The organism is Enhygromyxa salina (assembly GCF_002994635.1).
In the GTDB taxonomy this organism is placed as follows: Bacteria; Myxococcota_A; Polyangia; order Nannocystales; family Nannocystaceae; genus Plesiocystis; species Plesiocystis salina_B.
Map to the genome: position 1 here is coordinate 20,887 of NZ_PVNL01000002.1, position 20,423 is coordinate 41,309.

At 67.0% G+C, this 20,423-nt stretch carries 14 protein-coding genes and 1 pseudogene; 2 read left to right on the forward strand and 13 right to left on the reverse strand.

Annotated features, from left to right (window positions below):
* Positions 1 to 24: 24 nt before the first annotated feature.
* From ENSA7_RS00440 to ENSA7_RS00495, 13 genes and pseudogenes are all read right to left on the reverse strand, one after another.
* Positions 25 to 1,395 (reverse strand): SulP family inorganic anion transporter, encoded by a 1,371-nt coding sequence (locus ENSA7_RS00440; protein WP_244923673.1) that lies wholly within the window; start codon positions 1,393 to 1,395, stop codon positions 25 to 27.
* Positions 1,396 to 1,471: 76 nt separating this feature from the next.
* Positions 1,472 to 1,663: pseudogene (locus tag ENSA7_RS45245) on the reverse strand (SulP family inorganic anion transporter); the annotation flags it as partial.
* A gap of 6 nt (positions 1,664 to 1,669) precedes the next feature.
* The gene (locus tag ENSA7_RS00445; protein ID WP_106087200.1) at positions 1,670 to 3,106 is read right to left on the reverse strand and encodes a proton-conducting transporter transmembrane domain-containing protein; all 1,437 of its coding nucleotides are present in this window, start codon (positions 3,104 to 3,106) and stop codon (positions 1,670 to 1,672) included.
* Positions 3,103 to 4,488, reverse strand: a complete 1,386-nt coding sequence (locus tag ENSA7_RS00450) for a proton-conducting transporter transmembrane domain-containing protein (protein ID WP_106087201.1) — start codon at positions 4,486 to 4,488, stop codon at positions 3,103 to 3,105. The genes ENSA7_RS00445 and ENSA7_RS00450 overlap by 4 nt, the downstream gene beginning before the upstream one ends.
* The gene (locus tag ENSA7_RS00455) at positions 4,485 to 7,592 is read right to left on the reverse strand and encodes a putative inorganic carbon transporter subunit DabA (RefSeq protein ID WP_181232824.1); all 3,108 of its coding nucleotides are present in this window, start codon (positions 7,590 to 7,592) and stop codon (positions 4,485 to 4,487) included. Before ENSA7_RS00455 ends, ENSA7_RS00450 begins: the two co-directional genes overlap by 4 nt.
* A gap of 217 nt (positions 7,593 to 7,809) precedes the next feature.
* On the reverse strand, positions 7,810 to 8,181 hold the full coding sequence (locus ENSA7_RS00460) for a hypothetical protein (RefSeq protein ID WP_106087203.1): 372 nt from the start codon (positions 8,179 to 8,181) through the stop codon (positions 7,810 to 7,812).
* Between the two features lie 223 nt (positions 8,182 to 8,404).
* Entirely contained in the window at positions 8,405 to 9,355 is a 951-nt protein-coding gene (locus ENSA7_RS00465) for a hypothetical protein (protein WP_106087204.1), read from the reverse strand.
* A gap of 156 nt (positions 9,356 to 9,511) precedes the next feature.
* A complete protein-coding gene (locus ENSA7_RS00470) occupies positions 9,512 to 11,107 on the reverse strand; it encodes a hypothetical protein (protein ID WP_106087205.1) in 1,596 nt (531 codons plus the stop codon).
* Between the two features lie 5 nt (positions 11,108 to 11,112).
* A complete protein-coding gene (locus tag ENSA7_RS00475) occupies positions 11,113 to 11,814 on the reverse strand; it encodes an ABC transporter ATP-binding protein (protein ID WP_106087206.1) in 702 nt (233 codons plus the stop codon).
* 52 nt (positions 11,815 to 11,866) lie between these two features.
* Complete coding sequence (locus tag ENSA7_RS00480; protein ID WP_106087207.1) at positions 11,867 to 13,129, reverse strand: ABC transporter permease; 1,263 nt, start codon at positions 13,127 to 13,129, stop codon at positions 11,867 to 11,869.
* A gap of 14 nt (positions 13,130 to 13,143) precedes the next feature.
* Positions 13,144 to 14,346: an ABC transporter permease gene (locus tag ENSA7_RS00485; protein ID WP_106087208.1), complete on the reverse strand. Its 1,203-nt coding sequence runs from the start codon at positions 14,344 to 14,346 to the stop codon at positions 13,144 to 13,146.
* A 3-nt stretch (positions 14,347 to 14,349) separates the two neighbouring features.
* Positions 14,350 to 15,153: an outer membrane lipoprotein-sorting protein gene (locus ENSA7_RS00490; RefSeq protein WP_106087209.1), complete on the reverse strand. Its 804-nt coding sequence runs from the start codon at positions 15,151 to 15,153 to the stop codon at positions 14,350 to 14,352.
* Positions 15,150 to 15,824: a TetR/AcrR family transcriptional regulator gene (locus ENSA7_RS00495; RefSeq protein ID WP_181232827.1), complete on the reverse strand. Its 675-nt coding sequence runs from the start codon at positions 15,822 to 15,824 to the stop codon at positions 15,150 to 15,152. The genes ENSA7_RS00490 and ENSA7_RS00495 overlap by 4 nt, the downstream gene beginning before the upstream one ends.
* 265 nt (positions 15,825 to 16,089) lie before the next feature.
* On the opposite strand from ENSA7_RS00495, the gene ENSA7_RS00500 reads away from it, so the two are divergent.
* Together ENSA7_RS00500 and ENSA7_RS00505 are read left to right on the forward strand one after the other, a co-directional pair.
* Entirely contained in the window at positions 16,090 to 17,259 is a 1,170-nt protein-coding gene (locus tag ENSA7_RS00500) for an efflux RND transporter periplasmic adaptor subunit (RefSeq protein ID WP_106087211.1), read from the forward strand.
* A complete protein-coding gene (locus ENSA7_RS00505; protein ID WP_106087212.1) occupies positions 17,256 to 20,351 on the forward strand; it encodes an efflux RND transporter permease subunit in 3,096 nt (1,031 codons plus the stop codon). The genes ENSA7_RS00500 and ENSA7_RS00505 overlap by 4 nt, the downstream gene beginning before the upstream one ends.
* Positions 20,352 to 20,423: the final 72 nt, after the last annotated feature.

Below are 20,423 nucleotides of genomic sequence, written 5' to 3' on the forward strand. Positions count from 1 at the left end.
CCGCTCACCCTGCGGGTCGGCGCTCTAGCCACCCTCACGGGTAGCCTGTGGGTGCTCAGACCGGGCGCGGTGTCGCTCGAGACCGGTGACCTCGAAGGTGTGTCCCCGCGCTTCGACGTCGCGTCGCAGCTCATCGAGCTTGGTCATGACTGTGTGATCGACGAGCCGCGTACCGGACAGATCAATCACCAGATCGCGGTCGCTGTCGAGCTTGGCCAGCCGGCTGTCGAGCGCGATCCAATTGCTGAAGATCGCGGCGTCGTGGACCCTCACGACAATCGCCGGACCCTCATCCTCGATCTCGACCTTGGCGCGAAACAGTGACCGCAGCGGGGCGCCGCTGAGCACATGCAGCAGGATCTTCGCCCCGACGCCCGCACCAATCCCGAGCAAGAGATCCGTGGCGAGCGTGACCACCACCGTGGTCGTGAAGATCGCCAGCTGGTCCTTGCCAACCCGGTAGGTGTTGATGAACTCCCGCGGCGAGGCCAGGCGAAACCCGGTGTAGACAAGCATCGCAGCCAGGGCCGCGAGCGGGATCTCGTGAATCAGCCCGGGCACCAGGGCGACGAAGCCAAGCAGAAACAGCCCGTGATAGAGGTTGGAGAAGCGTGTGCGCGCGCCGTTGTTGATGTTGGCCGAGCTACGCACGATCTCCGAGATCATCGGCAGCCCACCGACGAGCGAGGCGAGCATGTTGCCAGCTCCGACCGCGACGAGATCACGGTTGAGGTTGCTCTTGCGCTGCCACGGGTCCAAGAGATCGATCGCCTTGGCGCTGAGCAGCGACTCGAGCGAGCCGACCAGCGTGAACATGACGATGTACTTGACTCCGACGGCGGTCGTGACCGCCGAGAAGTCCGGGTAGGTCATCGCGTCGAGCATGCTCGACGGCACGTCGACCAAGTAGGTGGGCCCGACGGCGTAGAGGTGATGGTTGAACAGGTAGGTGTGCTGGTGGCCGAGATCAAACAGCACGCCGAGCGGGATCGCCAACACCAGCACCACCACGGGGCCCGGGACCTTGCGGAGCTTCTCGTGCTCGATCATGGGCAGCCCAAACAAGATCAGCAGGCTGCCGACCCCGATCACCGCGACCTCCGGGTTGAGGTTCATGAGTGAATGCGGGATCTCGGCGATCAACCAAAGCGGCGCCTGGGCGGCTGGGACTACCCCGAACACGGTGTGAATCTGCTTGGTAGCAATGATGATGCCGATCGCCGCGAGCATCCCGTGGACGGCGGCGGTCGGAAAGAACTCGCCGAGCACGCCCGAGCGCAGCAGCCCAAGCACGATCTGCAGCACACCCGCGACCACGCCGACCCCAAGCGCGAGCTTGTAGCCGAGCCAGGGATCGCCCTGCCCGAGCTCGGCGATGGCCCCGACGGCGATCACGATCAAGCCAGCCGCCGGGACCCTTGATCGTCAGCTCGGAGTCCGACAAGAAGACTGTCAGGGTGCCACCAATGATCGCGGTGAAGATGCCCGCGATCGGTGGGTAGCCGCTGGCCATGGCGATCCCCAGGCACAGCGGCAGGGCGATCAAGAACACCAAGAAGCCAGCGGCCAGGTCGAAGCGGAGGTTGTCTCGCAGACCGGCGAGGGTCCCGCGTGGGGTCTCGCCAGCCGGCTTGGGGGTGGGGGCTGAAGCTGGAGCGGTCATGAGCAGCTAAACGTGGATGCACAGCCGGGCGAGCCCGACGACGTCGACAGCGAGGCGCGGCCACAGGCCAAGCCCAAACACGACAGCGGCCAAGCCCGCGACGACCCACAGCTCGCGGGCGCGCAGGTCGGCCGGAGCCGCGATCTTCACGGGGCCCAAGAACACCCGAAACAGCGCGCGGATCAGCGCGATGCCGTTGAGCGCGGTGGCCACGAGCATCAGGACCCCGAGCAGCGGATGGCTGTCGAGGACACCGTGAATCAGCAGATCTTCGCCGACAAAGCCGAGCGAGCCAGGGAACCCGACACTGGCCACGGCGAACGCCGCGAACGCGACGGTCAAGCGCGGACACGACTCGACGAGCCCACCGAGCTGGGCGATTGTCGTGGTCCCCGTCCGTGCCTGCACGGCCCAGACCGTCAGCGCCAGGCCGGTCACCGCGGTCCCGTAGCTAGTCCAGTAGACCACCGCGCCCGCGACACCGTCCGACTCGAGCGAGCAAAGCCCGATGATCATCAGACCCGCCTGGCTGACGCTGAGCCACCCGATCAGGCGGCGCAGATCGTCTTGGATCAACGAGATGACCCCACCGTAGAGGGCCGAAGCCACGCCGCCGAGCGTCAACCAGGTGGTCAAGCCGCCCGCGTCGCCGGGAAAGAACACAAACGCCACCCGCACGAACAAGTACGCGCCCGACTGCGACGCGACCAACAGCACCGTCGGGCCGAGCGGGCCGTGCTGGGTCATTGCCGGGAGCCACGAGTGCAGCGGCAGCAAGGCCATGCGAACCAACACGGTCAGCATCAGCAAGCCCAGCACCACGCTCGCGCCCCGATGGGGGAGCATGGAGATCACGCGAAGGTCGAACACGTCAGGCCCGAGCGACCCGAGGTTGGCGAACGAGATCAGCCCAACCGCCGCCGCGAGCGGGAGCGCTCCCGCGATGAACACCGCGCGATACAGGCGTGTGGTGTCGGGTCCCTCGCGCCGGCTCGGTCCGTGCGCGCCGGCCGGGCTCACCAAGCACGCGAACGCGAGCGCGAGGATCACCAAATCCAGGCTTGCGAGCATGGTCAGGATCAGCCCCTCCGTCGCGAGTAATGTGGTGATCCGGGGGCGCTCGTCGCGAGAGCGCGGGGCGCCGACGATCACCGCGAATGCCGTAATCGCGTTGGTCAGCGCCAGCACGGCGCTGAGCGCATCGAACCCAAACAGCGGACGCACGCCGAACCATCCGAGCGCGAGCGCGGGGTCCTCGACCCGGCCACCGCCGTCCTGCGCGACCACATCGAGCAAGACATACGCCAGCGCGAGCAGCACCGCGCCCGCGATCACGCCGCCGATCTGCCTGGCATGATCGGGCCCGCTCGAGCGCTTCACCAGCGCCGCGCCAAGCAGCGGCAACGCGACGATGATGAAGATGAGGGAGAACGGGTAATTCATGCCAAGTCCTCATCGTCGAGCTGCGAGCTCGAGATCGACCCACGCCCGGTGCGGGGCCGCACCAACATCGCCGTCACCGCTCGCTCGAATCGCGCAGCCCGATGCGCGACCGACAACAACGGCGCGACCAGCAGCAGATCGAGCAGACTGTCGATGTCGAAGCCCGCTCGCGCGAGCGCGTACAGGCGCAGCCGCAGCCGCGCCGGAAACATCCGCTCGAGGTGTCGCCCCGTCTCGACGTGCGCACCACCGAGCGCCCCAAGCCGGTGATGCCGGTCCGCGAGGATCGCCGGGGCACGCAGCAATTGAAAGGTGCGCAGGCTGATGTGCCCGAACAAGTGAAAGATCGCTAGCCAGCGTAGATCCAGAGCGATCCACACAAACACCAGGCCGATCTGGGTCGCCGATGCGTAGGTGAGCTGGGTCTTGGCGTCGGTCTGCACACGCCCGACGATCGTCGCATGGACAGCTGTGGCGACGCCGACCAGGCCAAGCGCAACACGAGCGACCATCGACTCGGCGAACAGCGGCGCCACCCGCAGCAGCAGATACGCGCCAGCCGAGACCGAGAGACCCCCATAGAACAGCGCGCTCGATGGTGTTGGACCCTCCATTGCGCGGGGCAGCCACCCTCCAACCGGGAACGCCCCGGCCTTGCCCATTGCGGCCAGCATGAACAAGAGCGCGATCAAGGTCGCCGCGTGTGGCTCGAGGTGCGCGGTCCCGACTGGCCAGTGCCCGGCACCAAAGGCGCCATCAAATGCGGAAGTGTGGGCGTAGTGATGGAGCAGGACCGCGCCAGCGAGCAGGCCCACGTCACAGCTGCGGTAGGTGACGAACGCTCGGAGACCAGCAGCGAGCGGCGCGTCGCGGCCATGAAAGAACGCAATCAGGAACGTCGAGGTGAGCCCGACGATCTCCCAGCCGATGAATAGCAGATCGATGGTGCCAGCCTCGAGCAGCAACATCAGGCCGGCCTCGAACAGGGCGATCAGCGCGAAGAATCGGCGAAAGCCGGGGTCGCGGTGCATATAGCTGACCGAGAAGCGGACGCCGATCAGCGTCAGGGTGGACGCGAGCACCAGCATGATCGCGCTGAGGCTGTCGACGGTCAGCCGCGCGGCGAATTTATAGTGGCCAACCTCGAACCATGGGCTGCGGTCGAGCACCAGCTCGGTCGCGGGCGAGCGGGCCAGCGCGATCGCCAGCCACACCGACCCCACCAAGGCGACGGCGGCCCCCAACCGCACGCTGCGGGCGACAACCCGCTCGCTCGCGGGCGTGGGCAAGCCCAGCTCGGCGAGCGCGACGACGACAAACGCGAGCAGCGGCGCGAGCGGGACCGCGATCATGACCTGCGCGGTCAGGTCGACGAAGCTCATGACTGGCCCCCGAGCGCGGCCAACACCCGCGCGGGCGGCAGCGGCTCACGGCGCCCGGCGTAGTACGCCCCCGAGGTCGTCGCGGTTGCCAGCGGCGCGGGCTCGTGGGTGTCGCAAGCTACGAACGCGCCAGCTTCGAACAGCTGCATCTCACCAGTGTCGGGGTCTACGCTGACCAGTCGGATCCAACCCTTGGTGATCAGCTCGGCGACAATCGGTTCACGCGCGGCGGCAGCGAGCAGCGCTTGCGGGGTCGCCTCGACGATCACCAGCAATCGCATGGGTTCGTGGATCTCGGTCATCTGGGTGCTCAGCCCGGTGCGGAGATCCCCGGAGGTCCCGTTGAGCACGCCGATGTAGCCGCACACGTTGTGCGGCAGCTTGGTCCCACAGCCGAACCGCTCGGGGTCGACCCGCGAGAAGTAGTACTCGAGGTTGATGCCTGCGCCGACCGGGGCCGCGATCGCCAGCAGGCGATCCAGGACCGCGCCCGTGCGGTCACTGTCTGGGTCGTAGGAGACCAAGAACGCGCGACGATCCAGGAACAGGCCGCGGGTCAGGCTGCGGCGGCTGACCACACACATCGCGTTGGTGCAATGGTTGTACTCGGGTCGGGTCTCGCCGAAGTGTGACGCGCGAGCCTCGACATGACGCAGCCCGACCTGGGCGCTGGACGTCAGCGCCGCGTGCTCGAACTTGCGCGAGCGCTCGTGCCCGTTGCGGGTCCGGGCCTCCTCCATGACCGCGCGGGCCCGCTCGAGCTGGCCAGCGTGACTCGCAGGCAGCAAGTCGAGATCGAACAGCTCGATCCGATCCGCGGTCGTGTCGTGCTCGCCCGCGACAAACCACGTGTCGCTCGGGATCTGGATGCCGCGCGCCGCGATGGCGACTCGCACGGCGGGATCGTTGGCGAAGCTCACCAGCAACCGACCGGTCGCGCCGCCGCGTCGTCCACCGCAGGCGCCGCAGTCGTAGGCCGCCGCGTGCGGGTTGTTCACGCTGGTCGAGCCGTGCGCGAGCAGGAACACCAGCGGCGCAACTGACTCGCGCAGGCCGATGCCCTCGAGCAGCGCATGGACCCGGTCAACCTGCTCCGCGAAGCCGTAGCCGCTGGCGAGGCCCCGCGGACTGGGCCCGCAAGCTTCGTCGTTGGTCAGGCGTGTGCGCGGCTTCGGCAGGACCCGCGCGCCGACCCAAGCGAGCGCCCGCACGCTGGCCCGGGGCGCCATGATCCGCACGCCGAGCGGCAGCCATGCAAGCGGGCCGATAGCGAGGCTGGTCAGCGCACCTCGGACGGCGCTGCGGCTGCCAAAGAACAGCTGATGGAGGAACGCCCCCCACCGCCGCCGTCGACTCCGACGCCGCTCGCCGATCGCAGCGTCCTGCGTCAGCGGATGCTCGAAGATCTCGTGGCGGGGGCGCACGCCAGCGGGCGCGAGCGGGATGTGGCCGGCGGCATCCAGGCCGCGATAGGCGATCGCAAGCCCGAACGAGCCCGCTGCGCCAAAGGTCTCCACGCTCGGATCGACCTCTTCGATGTGGCGACGAAACGACTCTTCGCGATCATCGATGCAGGTGACGAATTGCGCAGACGGTCGGGCAGCACGCAGCCCCGGCTTGGCCGGCCGGTTCGACCGCATACCGTCGAGGATCTGGGTCCGGTAGCGCAGCTCGTAGGCCTCGAGAAACACCCGGCAGCGGTCGAGCTCGTCAAACGTGTCGAGCGCGTCGAGCAGCTCGTTGGCGGCCGAAGGCGTGAGCGTGTCGAGCTGGGCGGGCGCCAGTCCAAGCACCTGGGCCAGGATGAACAGGCGATAGGCCGCGTGGGTGTCCGGGTGCGGCGCGTCCCGGCGCGTCGCGGCGGTCCGCACGAGCGTGTCGATCGCTCCCAACCCGTGCTCGGTCGCAGCGAGCTCGACCGCGGCCCACTCGAACACCAGCCGCACCGCACAAAACTCTGTGAGCGAGGTCGGTGGCGCCAGCGTGGCGCGCTCGTGTGGGTGCCGCTCGAGCCGGCTGAACATCCCGGCGAAGCCCGGGGTCACCGCCAACAGCTCGAGTAGATACTGGTCGTATTGTTCGGGGGCGACCCCGAGGGCCGCGAGCGCGGTCAGGATCGCATCGGTCGCGGTCGCCTCGCGCAATTGTTCGAGCCGCTCGACGGCTCGGCGGATCCACGGGCGCACGTGTCCACGTGCGAGCAACAGCTCACGAACCGCGCCAAAGAAGCCCGCCTCGCGCCCAGGCATTGGCCAGTACGCGAGGCCTTCCTCGAGATAGGCCGCCGCCCAGCCCAGCAGCTCGGGCAAGGTTTGCTCCCAGATGTCGCGCCCGGTCCGGTTCAGGAGCTCGTCGCGGTGGGTCCACGTCCGCGCGGGAGCTTCAGCGCTGGCGTGCACCTCACACTCGCGCGCCAGCACCCGACAGGTCTGCCACATGGAGCCGGCGACGAGCGGCTCGGGGTCGGTCTCGAGCTGACGCAGCAGCGCCCCGATTTCGAGCGGGATCGCGTAGCGCTCACCCATCCGGCTCGGCACGCCGTTGGGGCCCAAGAACCGCTGCGTCAGCTCGGCCGTGGTCGCGCGTGTCACCAGCTCGCGCAGATAGTCACGACCGGCCTCGATCATTCGGTTGGTGTCGGCGCGGGCTGCTAGCCTGCGGTCGAACTGCTCCTCGCGTACCCGCCAGCGCAGCGCGGCCCGGGTCGGCGGGGCTAGATCGACCCGCAGCGCCACGGCGTAGAGCGCCCGCCGAGTGCACAGACCACCCATGTCCTGGGTGGGGTCGAGCCCGCGCTGATGGAGGTAGCGATCGAGCTCGCGGTCGAGCTCCTCTGGGTCGATCCGGCCGCACGCCAGATCGCTGCGGAATTCTTGCTCGGACCGGTAGACCTGGGCGTCGTAGACCCCGTGGGCGATGCGCAGCGCGTGGTGGAAGGGCAGGTGCGCGAGCGCGTGCAGCGTGTTGTGGTGCACGAACATCTCGAGCGGCGCCTGATCTGGGAGCAGGTGGGCCGCGTGCTCGAGCGCGTGGTGAAGCCGGTCGCGCGCGTCGGCGGGTGGCTGCGCGGGAGCTATCGAGGGCGCGGGCCCAGGATCAGACACACGGACGGCATGGGTCTGGAGATGCACAGATTCAAAGCTCGTGTCCAAGGACCGAGACGACGTCGATTGCATGACAAATACCCCTATTGACCAGAGCGACGAGAGCAGCGCGTGACCGACCGGGTTCGTGTCAATTCCAACCCGTCGTTGGGCTCCTGACTGGAACCACACGCGCGCGGTCGGACCCGCGAACGCGGACCTGACACGGAGCCAGCGCTCAGATCATTGGCGGGCCGCGCTCGCGCGCGAGCACGTTGTGAGCGGCTGAGAGCCGCTCGCGCTCATACTCGGGCGCCGCGAGCCTCGTCGAGCCAGCCGCGGTCAGACGCAGGCGTGGCGCGTACAGCTGGGGCCCGACAAACGACGACTCCGAGTCCTCGCCGTCCTCGGCCTCACGCGCCGCGCTCGGGGCTTCGTTGGCTTCCAATTCGCCAACCGGGCTGTCGTCGGCCTCTGCACGGCTGACTGTGGACTCACTGGGAGGCGCGATCTTGGCACCCAAGGCCTGCGTCCCCGGTACCCACAGCAGCACGCCCAACAAGACGGCGAGCAGCTTGGCCAGACGGCGACCGTGAGCGGACGCGAACATCGTACGCCGCGGAGTCTTGCACGCACGTGGTCACAGTCAAGCGAAAATTGAGGCTGAGCCTAGAGCACCGACCAGTTTGAATTCACGACGCCAGGCACATCTGGGGCCGCTCCTGCCGTTGTCGCTCGGCGCTCGCAGTATGCCGGATACAGCTTCGGCCTCGCTCCTAGGCAGGAACGGCCCCAGACGCACCTGACGACGCGACTCCAAACTGATCGGCGCTCTAGCGACAGGGGTTCTTGGCGAGGGCCGGCAGCCCGCCGTCCACGGTCGCCTCGCACGCGGGCCGAGTGCGATGCACGACGAGCGAGCGGTTGTCATCAATTCGAACGAATCGCTGGGTCGTCAATACAGCGTTGATGCGCCGAAGATCTTGAGCCGTGTCCGGACACGGGAGCGCACAGTCGTGAGTGCCGGGCTCGCTCCGAACACCCGCCCCACGATCACCCCGGTTACCGGCCTCGCTGGACCACGCGTCCAGTCGAATACCCACGCGCTCGAGGCAGCGGCGCGCGTGACCGACGACGCCGTGGCGCTGGTTGAGGAGCTCCGGGCGGGCTTGCTCGCTGATGCCTTCGGCGATCAACGCTTCGTCGAGCGCGGCGACCGAGTCGGCGGAGCACGCATACTCGACCCACATGAGGTGGTCGGCCTCGACCGCGAGCGCCCAGGTCTTCGCGTAGCGCAGCTCGAGCTCGTTGGCGGCGACGAGCGACCAGGCCTCGTCCCAGTTATCGGGGACGCCGAACGTGGCTGAACCGCTCCCGCCGCCAGACGGGAGCTCGGTGTCACAAAACTGCGGTCCCGTGGGGCGAAACAAGCGCCCAACCTCGACCGCGACCGTGCACGTCACGTCGGCCTTGCGAACGACCTCGTGGCACTGCTCGAGCGAGGCGTGCTCGTCGGGCTCGGGAGCCAGGGCGATCGGGCGGCACTGCTTGCCGACACGAACCCATACGGTGTCGACCTCGCCCAGCCACGCCGGGGGATCGGCGAGAGTAATCTGCGCGTAGTCGTTGGTCTCGGGCAGCGCGGTGCGGACCTCGTCCCAGGTCATGGGCGGGGGCGCAGGCTCGGGGTCGGGCTGTTCGGGAACAGGCTCGGGATCGGCGGCGACCTGCTCGACCGGAAGCTGCGTCGGTTCGGAATTGGGCGTGCTCTGGCACCCGATCAAGCAAATGAGCAGACCAGGTGTACAGCTGAATTTCGGGTTACTCGCCATGGGTCAGCACGTCCAATTCGAGGCGCCAGTCGCTCGGTGTTCGGCGTTGGCAGGCATGGCGCTCGGCGCCAGTCTAACCCAACACAATCCCACATTGTGCTGCGAGCGCTAGAAGAACACCCGGGCCTCGAGGTAGGCGCTGATCGGCGAGAGCCCAAACTCGCTGCCGAGGCTCAGGCTGCCCGACATCGGGTCCACGCCGCGCACCCCAGCACCCCAGGGCACGAACACACCCAAGATCAGGTCCGACTCGTCGGCGACGTTGTAGATCAGGGAGACGCCCGCGAGCCCCGACCCGTCCGTGGCGCTGACGATCCCGGTGACGGAGGCGCGCAGGATGGGGATGATCTCGGCGCTGGCGGCCAGACCCACGTAGTGCTGGCCGAGATAGGGAAGATCATCCGAGTAGCTGGCGAGCGCGCGATCGATGTAGTTCGCTGGCTTGGCCGCGCCGTCGGAGGCGAAGTGGTACTCGGTCACAATTGATGCGTTCTGCCAACCAAACGTGACGCTGGGCCCGGCCGAGAACCGGCCGTAGATCGGTCGGTCGGTGCTGTCGTGGCCGTCGCCGTGTTCGTCGGCGATCCCGATGTGGAACTCGCCGCGAAGATCGATCGGTCCCGCGCCGCCCTGGATCGAGCCGCCCGCGATCCATCGCTGCGCCACCTTGCCGCCGAGGGCAGCCCACTCGAAGCCGCCGCCGACGACAGCCGCGCGGGTGAACACGGCGCTGCGGCCCCAGCTGGGCTCGTCGCTGTCGGGGTCGTAGCCCAGCACGCCGACCACGTCGACGCTGCCGGTCGAGCCGAACCCAGTCGAGACCCGGATCGCGTCGACGCCGGGCTTGTAGATGCGGTTGACGGCGGTCGCAGAGAACGGCGCGAAGAAGTCGTTGGTCGTGAACATGCTCGCGACCGTGTAGGTGACCGGGAATCGCCCGACCTCGATGTTGACGGGGTCGAATTTCAGCCGCATCGACGCACGATCGACCCCGAGCTGGCCCCCGACCGCGCCGTCGTCCCAGTACTGCCAGGTCAGATAGCGGGTTCGATACGAGCTGCGAGTGCTCCCCGCGCTGGCGAAGCTACCGCCCAGGCTCGCCCCGCCGGGGACCCGTGAGAGCTCGCCAAAGCCGTTGAACGAAAAGTGCACATGCTCGCCGACGTCGGCCTCGAGCAGCAGGCGGGCGACGGTCACGAGCATCGCGTCGTCGCCGTTGGGGAACACGTCGGGGTTGTCGTCAAAGTGCAGGTACGATCCGGTCAATCGCACGCTGCCGGCCAGGATGTCGCCAGCTTTGAGTTTGTCCTCGTCTTCCTCGCTCGACACCGCGTCCGCGCTCGAGCTCCCGGCGGTCGAGTCGTTCCATTGGCTCCAATCGGAGCCCGCATCTGGCTCGATTGGGCCCTCGATTGGGTCCTCGGCCGGCGGTTCACCGCCCCAGCCCGCGGCGTCCCACGCCGAGTTGGGCTCGGACTGCGGGGCGGCCTCGCTCGGCTCGGGGCCCTCACTTTCTAGTTTGGGACCCTCTGCATGCGGCTGCGCGGCGGGTTCGACCAGCTCGGCGGGCTGCGTTGGTGCGCTACCCCAGCCCGCGGCGTCCCACGCCGATCGCTCGTCCTGGGTCGACTCGGGTCGCGGTGGCGGCTCGGCGTCGACTCCGGGCGCCCCGAGTAGCGCCAATAGGAGTCCAAAGCTGTCCATTTGGGCTAATTCTTGACTTCGTCAGTCTCAACCATGCCATCGACCATGTGGACCAGCCGATGTGCTCGGGCCATCACGCGTGGATCGTGCGTCGAGAAGATGAAGGTGACGTTGCGCTCGGTGTTGAGCCGCTCCATCAATTGCAACAACAGCTCGGCGGTCGCAGAGTCGACGTTGGCGGTGGGCTCATCGGCCAGCGTGACCAGGGGACCCGACGCGATCGCCCGAGCGATCGCCACCCGTTGCTGCTGGCCTCCCGACATCTCGGACGGGCGCCGGTTCTCCATGCCCTTCAGACCCACGTCCTCGAGCAATTGGACGACCTTCTCGCGTCGCTCGGCGGCGCCCATGCCCTGCAGGCGCAGCACCATCTCGGCGTTCTCGAACGCGGTCAGCACCGGGACCAGGTTGTAGGCCTGAAACACAAACCCGATCTTGTCGCGCCGCAGCCGGCTGCGCTCGCTACGGGTCATTTCTGCCATGTCGGCGCCCTGCAGGAACGCCTTGCCGCGGGTCGGCTTGTCCAGCCCGCCGATGATGTTGAGCGCGGTGGTCTTGCCCGAGCCCGAGGGCCCGGTCAGCGCCATGAACTCACCGCGGCGGATCTCGAGATCCAACCCGCGCAGAGCCGGCACGTCGATCGAGCCTTGCTTGTAGATCTTCTCGACACGCTCGAGCTTGACGATGACTTCGGATTCCGTGGACATGATCGCTCCCAACAATGCGAATGACGTGATTGCGCTGAATCGGGCCTGCGCGCTAGACGATACGAATGGCTTCGACCGGTGAGACCCGGCCGGCCTTGTAGGCCGGATATAAGCCCGCGAGCATGGTCGCGGCGACCACCGCCAAACCGATGAACAGCAGGTGCGGCGGGTAGATCTCGGCCAAGATGATCGGTGAAATGCTCACGCCCCCGGCCTGCGCCTGCCCGCTGCCGCCGGTCATCTGTGCGGTGTCGATGCCCGTCGTCGCCAGGTAGTAGTAGGGCCACGCGGTGAGCAGCGCGCCCGCCACGATCCCGCACAAGCCCAGCCACAGGCTCTCCCACAGCACCAGGCTAAACAGCTGGCGGGCCGAGAACCCGATCGCCGCGAGGATTCCGAGCTCCCGCATGCGCTCCATCACCGAGACGAACAGGGTATTGAAGATCCCCGCCGCGATCAGGACGGTGACGATCAGCTCCATGATGATCGTGCCACCGACCTTCATGCTCACGAAGCCGGCCAGGTCCGGCTGGGCCTTGAACCATGGCAGCGTGGCGCTGACCGGGCCAAGGCGCTCGCCGAACGCGGCGTCGAGCTCGAGGGCGACGTCCTCGGAGTGGCGGTGATCCCCCAAGAACACGGCGATCTGCGTGACCTCGTTGGGCTCGTAGCTGAGCAGCTCGCGAAACGGGTTGATCGGCAGAATACAGATACCCGCGTCGAGCTCCATCGCGCCGGTCTCGATGATGCCCGACACCCGCGCGAGCCCGCTGGCGATCTCGCCGTGCTTGTCGGTGACCGTGTAGACCACCTTCTTGCCGAGCTCGACGTTGAGGTTCTCGGCCAGGACCTTGCCGATGATGATGCCCTCGTCGTCGGGGCTGGTGAACATCTCGCCTTCGACGATCGAGCCGGCGAGACCGAAGGTGGTCTCGTCTTCCACGGTCGGGTCGATCGCCAGGACCCCGGCCCCGACGTTGTTGCTGCTAGTTGCGAGCATGACCCCACCGGTAATTCGGGGGACCGCGGCGTGAACCCGCGGGACCGAACGAATCTCGTCGATCAGCTCGGGCTCGGCCTGCACGGTCTTCTTGAGCGAGGGCGCGTCGAGGTAGGTCGAGTGTTGGACGATGACGTGACCGGTACCCATTCGCGCGGAGTGGTCGATCATGTCGGAGTAGGTGTAGTCACCGATCGCCGTCATCACCACCGCCAGCATCGCTCCAAACGCGATGCTGAACAGGGTGATGAGCGTGCGACGCCTGTTGCGCCAGATGTTGCGCCAAGCGAGCGTGGGTAGATTCAGTCCTGACATGGCTCGTTGCTCCTTTAGTCACGAATCGCATCCAGGGGCTGGATGTACGCCGCACGCAGCGCGGGATAGAGGACCGCCAGCGCGACGATGATGACCATCGAGATCATGGGCCCGGTGTAGGTCTCGAGCGTGATCGAGGACCGCCAGATTGGGTCCCAGGCCATGCCCATGACCGACATGTTGCCCATGTTGATGCCCGTGTGGACCAGGTAGTAGTTCACCGGGATCGCCACGAGCACACCCGCCGCCATCGCGACGGCGGTCTGCACCGCGGTCTCGAGGAAGATCAGCTTGAGGACCTTGAGCGGCGTGAAGCCGATCGCCTTGAGCACGCCGAGCTCACGAATTCGCTCGAACACGGCCATCAGCATCGCGTTGAGGATCAGGATCCCCACCGCGATATAGATGATCACCGCCATGATGCCCATCGAGACCTCTGACGACTCGAGCATCGACGCCAGGGTTGGCTTGATGGTCTTCCAGCTGGAGATCTCCACGCCGTCTGGCCCAAAGCCCTGGGCCGTGGCCGTCGCGGCCTCGAGCTCGGTGCCGGGCGGCTTGCGCACGATCATCTGATGGACCCCCTCGGGCAGCACCATCAGCTCGCGAAACTCGGCCTCGGTCATGAACACGCCCGCGCGATCGACCCCGTCCGAGATCCCCTTGAGGACCCCGCGGATCGGGTACACGTCATTCGCCATCGAGCCGTCGGCGCCCTGGGAGAGCACCACCAATTCGCCGCCGACGTCCAGGCTCAGGGTCTCGGCGAGGCGCCAGCCGATCACGACGCCCTCGTCGTCGGGCTCGAGCCAGGTTCCGGCCCGTGTTTGCTGGGAGATCGTGCTGACGTCGGCGTCGGCGACCACGTCGAGTCCGATCATCTGTACGCCAGAGGAGTTCTCCTCGCTGGCGCCGAGGCCCGAGGCCAACAGCCGGCTCGAGACCTGATAGCCGGCCCCCTCGAGGTCTGCGGTCAATTTGGCAGGATCTGCGATTGTGGTGTAGAGCGATGGCTTCTCGCGGTATTCGTTGGCGAACACCTGAATGTCACCGACCTCGAGGTTGAGGATGTTGGCCTCGAGCCCCTTGAGGTAGCCCGTGATGATCCCCGTGTAGGCGATCATCACGAACAGCGCGAGGCCAGTGGCGGCCATCGTCACCACACTGCGCCGAGTATTGCGCCACACGTTGCGCCACGCGAGCTTGAGGTCATCCATGGGTTAGATCGCCTTTAGCTGAGCCACGCTGAAGAACGACTTGTCGATGCCAACGTCAAACTCGAGCTTCGAGTAGGTCATCTCGGTGTACTCGCCGAGCCTGTCGGCGTCGAGCGGACTCATGCGCATGCGCATGGGCACCTGACGGCCCGCGACGGTCTGAAAGTCGAAGAACTCCATCTTGCGGACCGGGTCCAGGTCTTCGTCGTAGAACAGCTCACCGACGGGCATGAGATCGGACTTGCGGACCATGACGTCGACCTGACCCCAGACGACCACGGCCTTGGGCTTGGGGGTGAGGATCAGCGCCCAGGTTGGCTCGCCGTTGATCGTGGGGCCGTCCTTGACGACATAGTCGAAGTCGGTGTCGAGCCGGCTGTCCTTGACCAGGTCGTCGTTGGTGAAGTGGCTGCCCATCCACGAGCCGCCCATTGACGCGCCCGAGATCTTGATGGTTCGGCCGGTCTTGCTCAAGAACGTGTAGAGGTCCTTGTTGGACTTGAGCGTGGCGGTGCCGCGCTCCTTCTTGGGCTCGAGGATGCGGATCAGCGAGTAGTCCTCGCCGACAGACCATGCCTCCATCGACATCGATCGCTCCCAGCGGGCGGTCTTGACGTGCATCGACACCAGCGCGTGGCTCGACTTGCCGCGGTGCAGATCGTCGAGCTGGGTGAGCAGGTAGGCGCCAAACGCTGGGTCCGAGGGGCTGGGCGGCGCCGCGGTGACCGAACCGGGGATCAAGGCAGCGACACCGGCGACCCCCGACAGCAGCAGGGCGCTGAGAATGAAACGACGGGATGTGTTCATGATGATGGCTCTCCTTCGGGTCGGGGACGGATACCGTCGACGACGAGATCAGCGAGAATGGCGGCGAACCGCTCGGGCGACGTGCCCGGGCGAAAGGTTTCATGGCGGAGCACGGGGGCGAGGTGGCCGAGCCCGGTGATGACGTTGACGCGGTCGCGCAGCTCGATCGGACTCCAGCGGTGATCGGGACCTGCGATCTCGTCGAGCAGGGGCTGAAGCAGGTCGACCGAGAAGTTGTTGCTCTGGGACAGCAGCTCCGGCGGGCAGTCGGCCAGCATCGCGGCCATCTCGGCGTCTTCGAGCAGGCGAAGCATCAAGGGCGAGCGAAAGGGCAGCAGTAAACACGACATGATCCACTTCTTGAGGCGGACTGGTGCCGGTTCGTCGCTCTCGAGGATCGTCGTGAGCTCCGGCACCCATCGCAGCTCCTCGTAGGCAGCGCACGCGAACAGAAGGTGGATCTTCTTGGGGAAGTAGAGGTACAGGGTGCCCTTGGCGACCCCGACGTTGGCCGCGAGCTCGTCCATGCTGGTCCCGTGGTACCCGGACGCTGCGAACAGGGGGATCGCGGCCTTCAGGATGGTCAGGCGCTTTCGACCCTTCTTGGTGCGAGGGTCGATGTCGCCCACGAACTTCTCGATCTCGTGGGTCAGGTCTACCGGGAGGGTCACGACATGACTATCGTGGGTCATCGAGTCAGTTTTGGCAAACCGGACTCAGAGTCTTTTTGGGTCGTGATGGGTGGGTGAGACCGTGAGTTTGCGGACGTTTCGACCGAAAAGCACTATCTGTGCCACTCCATGGCTGCGGCCTGTTCTGCCTAACCAGACCTGACCAGTACTGACTAGTATCCTTGAGAACGTCATTTCAGCGTGCCACGTTAGCCCTCGACTCCAGCGGTCAGACGTGAAGGTCTCGACCCCAGGTAGCGCTACCATGTCATCTCGTCTCCGTTCCGTTGGTTTTTCCTCATGCGCAGCGCTGCTGCTCACGGCCTGCCCGACCGAGCCCGCCGCGGACCCCGTCGAGCCCGCCCCCGCCGTCGTCGACGTCCGTACCCTCGAGGTCACAGCCAGCGACTGGCGCGAGACAATCCTCGTATACGGAGCAGTCGAGTCGGTCCAAGAGGTCACCCTGTCCGCGAGCCTCAGCGCCACCGTGCTCAGCGTGCACTTCGACGTCGGCGACCAGGTCGAGGTCGGCACGCCGCTCGTCGAGTTCGACCCAGCCAACCGCAAGACCCAGCTCAAGCAAGCCCGGGCAGATCTCGCCGCGGCCAAGGCCGCAGTCGAGGACGCCCGCGTAGACCTGGAGGAGGCGCGCGACCTCGAGCGGAGCGGCGCCATGGCGCGGACCGACGTCGAGGCAGCTCAGCGGGCCCTTCGACGCGCAACGGAGACCTACGAGAACTCGCGCTCAGGCTACAGCCTGGCCCGGACCGACGTGGTCGACACCAAGATCGAGAGCCCAGTCACCGGCACGGTCAGCGAGCGCTTCGTCGACGCGGGTGAGACTGTGTCGCTCGGTGCGTCGCTAGCGACGATCGTCGTCGCTGACGCGCTGCGGGTCCGGGCGTACGTGTCGGAGCGGCGCGTCAACCAGGTCCGGGTCGGCGACCAGGCCACCGTCGAGGTCAGCGGGGTGCCGGGCAAGACCTTCGCTGCGCGGGTCGAGCAGGTCGGGCTCGCGGCGGATCCCCAAACCGGCAATTTCGAGGTGCGGGTGGCGATCAGCGTGGTCGACCCACTGCTGCGCCCCGGCATGACCGCGCGCGTCTACATCCAGACCCTGCCCGAGTCGGACGTCATCGTCGTCCCGATCCAGGCCATGACCGAGCGAGATCGCCGACGGGTGCTGTTCGTCGCCCGCGACGGCGCAGCCTACGAGATCGAGCCGGTTGTCGGGCTGGGCAACGACCAGCTGATCCCGATCTACGACGGCCTCGGGGTCGGCGATCAGGTCATCGTCGACGGCCTCGACTACGTGCTGGCGGGGACCACCGTCAACCCGACGCCGATCGATCCAAAGACCTTCGCGCCCGCGCCCGTGCCCGCGCCCGCGCCACCGATGCCCGCAGACAACGGCGGGGGGCAGGTCTCGCAGTGAAGAACCTGATCCAGTTCTTCGCGTCGCGCTCGCTGCTTGTCAACCTGCTGATGCTGGCCGCGCTCGCGGCTGGCCTGACCGCGGTCCGCAGCATGAACGCGGAGACCATGCCCAAGATCGACATGGGCATGGTCACGATCACGACCGCCTACCCCGGGGCGGGGCCCGAGGACGTCGAGCTGTCGCTGACCGATCCGATCGAGGACCAGCTGCGCGGCGTCGATGGCATCGACACGATGCAGTCGACCAGCACCGAGGGCGTCTCGATCGTCAGCGTCACCCTCGATCCCGACATCGAGGACAAGGACGCCGCCGTTCGAGATCTGCGCGAGGCGGCCGATCGCGCCTCGCTCGAGTTCCCGGATCAGGTCCCCGGCAAGCCGGAGGTGATCGAGATCTCGACCGACGAGTTCGCGGTCATCGAGCTGCACCTGTCCGGGCCGGTCCCCGAGGAGACGCTTCGCCGTGAGGCCAAGCGGCTCGCCGACGGGCTAAGCGGGCTCGAGGGCGTCGGCCGCATCGACAAGGTCGGGTATCGCGAGCGCGAGCTCAAAGTGCTGCTGGATCCGGTCGAGGTTCAGCGTCGTGGGATCCGCTACGACGAGATCTCGGCGGCGCTGCGCGGTGGCGCGCTGCGTGCCTCGGGTGGCTCGATCGAGTCGTTCGTGACCGAGCGCCAGGTGCTGACGGTCTCGGGCTACGACGACACGGGCGACCTGCTCGACGTCATCGTTCGCTCGACCGACGTCGGCAACGACGTGCGGATCCGGGACATCGGCGACGTGTTCCTGGACTACGAGGAGTGGACCAAGCAGGCCCGGTCCGGTGGCGAGCTGGGGATCGTGCTCATGGTTCGCAAGCAGGGCAACGCGGACACGCTCGACACCGCCGCGCTGATCCGCGACTACTGCGATGAGGTCCGGCCCGACCTGCCGCCCGGCGTGCGGCTCGACGTGCTCAACGACACCTCGCGCTTCACCAAGGACATGCTCTCGACGCTGGTCGACAACGCCGTGATGGGCGTGGTCCTGGTGTTCTTCGTGCTGCTCGCGTTCTTCGACATCCGGCTCTCGTTCTGGGTCGCGCTGGGGCTGCCGATCTCGGTCGCGCTGACCTTCGTCGGCATGAACCTCATGGGTCTGGATCTGGACCTGATGACGTTGATGGCGCTGCTGTTGATGCTCGGGATGCTGGTCGACGACGCGGTCGTCGCGGGTGAGAGCGTCTACCGTCATCGCGAAGCCGGGCTCGATCCGCTGCGCGCCGCGATCGACGGGACCCACGCCGTCGCGGCTCCGGTGATCACCAGCATCATCACGACCGCGCTCGCGTTTGCGCCCGTGCTGTTCCTGGGTGGGATCGAGGGCAAGCTGCTGCGGGCGATCCCGATCGTCGTCGCGCTGACGTTGGCCAGCTCGCTGATCGAGAGTCAGCTGATGCTGCCCGCTCACCTGGCCCACGGTCGCAAGCCCAGCAAGGCCCGCGGGTGGTTTGACTGGGTGCGGGCTCGCTACGACACGCTGGTCGCCAAGCTGGTCCGGCGCCGCTACCTGACCGTGCTCGGGTACCTGCTCGCGGCTGGGGTGCTGGGCTCGCTCGCGTTCAGCCGGGTCCCGTTCAACCTGTTTCCGACCACGGACTCCGACATGTTCATGATCAAGGTCGAGCTCGCGGAGGGCGCGGCGTTCGAGCGCACGGCCGCCAAGGCCGAAGAGCTCGAGGCGCTGATCCGGGCCGAGACCGGCGACGATCTACTCAGCGTCAGCACCGAGGTTGGTCACCACGACTATGGCGTCGGCGGGGGTGGGACCCACGCTTCGTGGGCGCTGACCAAGGTCTACCTGCAGCCCGCGGGCGCGCGCGAGCGGACCTCGACGCAGATCATCGAGTCGCTCGAGTCCGTGTTCGCCACGGTCGAGGACGTCAAATTGCTCGAGGTCGTCAAGGGTGGGGCCTCGCCGACCTCGGGGCAGCCGATCGAAGTCGTGGTGTCCGGCCCGGCGAGCGAGCGCCTGCGGGTGACCGACATTCTGGTCAACAAGCTGCGCGCGAACCCGGCCGTGACCTCGGTCGAGACCAGCTACGAGCCGGGCAAGCCGGTGCTCGAGGTTCGCCTCGATCCGGTCCTGATGTCGGCGCGAGGTCTGACCGAGTCCGATGTCACCACGGCGATCCGGGTAGCGATCGACGGGACCCACATCGGCGACATCCAGTTTGGGAGCGAGAAGATCCCGTTCAAGATGGCGTTCCAGGACCGCGATCGGGCCAGCCTCGACACCCTGCAGGGGCTCGTGGTCCAAAACGGCGCGGGCGACTCGATCCCGCTCAGCGGGGTGCTGTCGGTCAGCGAGCGGCCGGGAGAGTCCAGCATCGTGCACGTCGATGGTGAGCAGACCGTTACTGTGTTTGGCGACATCGACCGGGCCCAGGTCACCGTCGAGGCGATCAATCAAGAGCTGCAGCAGTTCGTGCGTGACTCGAAGCTCGAGCAGCAGTTTCCGCAGGTGCGGCTCGAGTTCGGCGGCGAGCTCGAGCAACAACAAGCCGCGCTCGGGGAGCTGGCGATCGCGCTGGTCCTGTGTCTGGGCTTGATCTTCATGGCCCTGGTCATCCTGTTTGGCTCGCTCACGCAGCCGGTGCTGATCATGATCGTGATCCCATTTGGGATGGTCTGCTCGGTGATCGGCCTGATGATCCAGGGAATTGATCTGAGCATCATCGCGATGGTCGGGATGCTTGGCCTCGCGGGGGTGCTGGTCAACGACTCGCTGGTGATGGTCTCGGGCCTCAACGACGCACGCGGCGAGCGAGCTTCGCTGACGCCAGCCGAGATCTGCGCGGGCGCGAGCCTGCGGCTGCGGCCGATCTTGATCACCTCGGTGACCACGACCGCGGGCTTGTTTCCGACGATCTATGGGTCCACCGGATCGACGGCGTTCATCGTGCCGATGATCTCGACGATCGCCTGGGGTGTGCTGTTTGGCACGGTGGTCACGCTGGGGCTGCTGCCTGCGCTCTACGGGATCGAGCAGGATATTCGGCTGGGGTTCGGGCGTCTGGTTGGTCGCGGCGGTGGGTCGTCGGCGGACTGACAGCGGCACACCTCCGCGCGGATGCGCCGCAGAATGTTCGGCGATCCTGACTGTGCAGAGATTCTCGCGCCC

Excerpts from the sequence above, each read along its gene's own strand:
- ENSA7_RS00470 (WP_106087205.1), bottom strand. The coding sequence starts at position 11,107 with ATGGACAGCTTTGGACTCCTATTGGCGCTACTCGGGGCGCCCGGAGTC.
- ENSA7_RS00450 (WP_106087201.1), bottom strand. The coding sequence starts at position 4,488 with ATGAGCTTCGTCGACCTGACCGCGCAGGTCATGATCGCGGTCCCGCTC.
- ENSA7_RS00475 (WP_106087206.1), bottom strand. The coding sequence starts at position 11,814 with ATGTCCACGGAATCCGAAGTCATCGTCAAGCTCGAGCGTGTCGAGAAG.
- ENSA7_RS00485 (WP_106087208.1), bottom strand. The coding sequence starts at position 14,346 with ATGGATGACCTCAAGCTCGCGTGGCGCAACGTGTGGCGCAATACTCGG.
- ENSA7_RS00490 (WP_106087209.1), bottom strand. The coding sequence starts at position 15,153 with ATGAACACATCCCGTCGTTTCATTCTCAGCGCCCTGCTGCTGTCGGGG.
- ENSA7_RS00445 (WP_106087200.1), bottom strand. The coding sequence starts at position 3,106 with ATGAATTACCCGTTCTCCCTCATCTTCATCATCGTCGCGTTGCCGCTG.
- ENSA7_RS00460 (WP_106087203.1), bottom strand. The coding sequence starts at position 8,181 with ATGTTCGCGTCCGCTCACGGTCGCCGTCTGGCCAAGCTGCTCGCCGTC.
- ENSA7_RS00500 (WP_106087211.1), top strand. The coding sequence starts at position 16,090 with ATGTCATCTCGTCTCCGTTCCGTTGGTTTTTCCTCATGCGCAGCGCTG.
- ENSA7_RS00480 (WP_106087207.1), bottom strand. The coding sequence starts at position 13,129 with ATGTCAGGACTGAATCTACCCACGCTCGCTTGGCGCAACATCTGGCGC.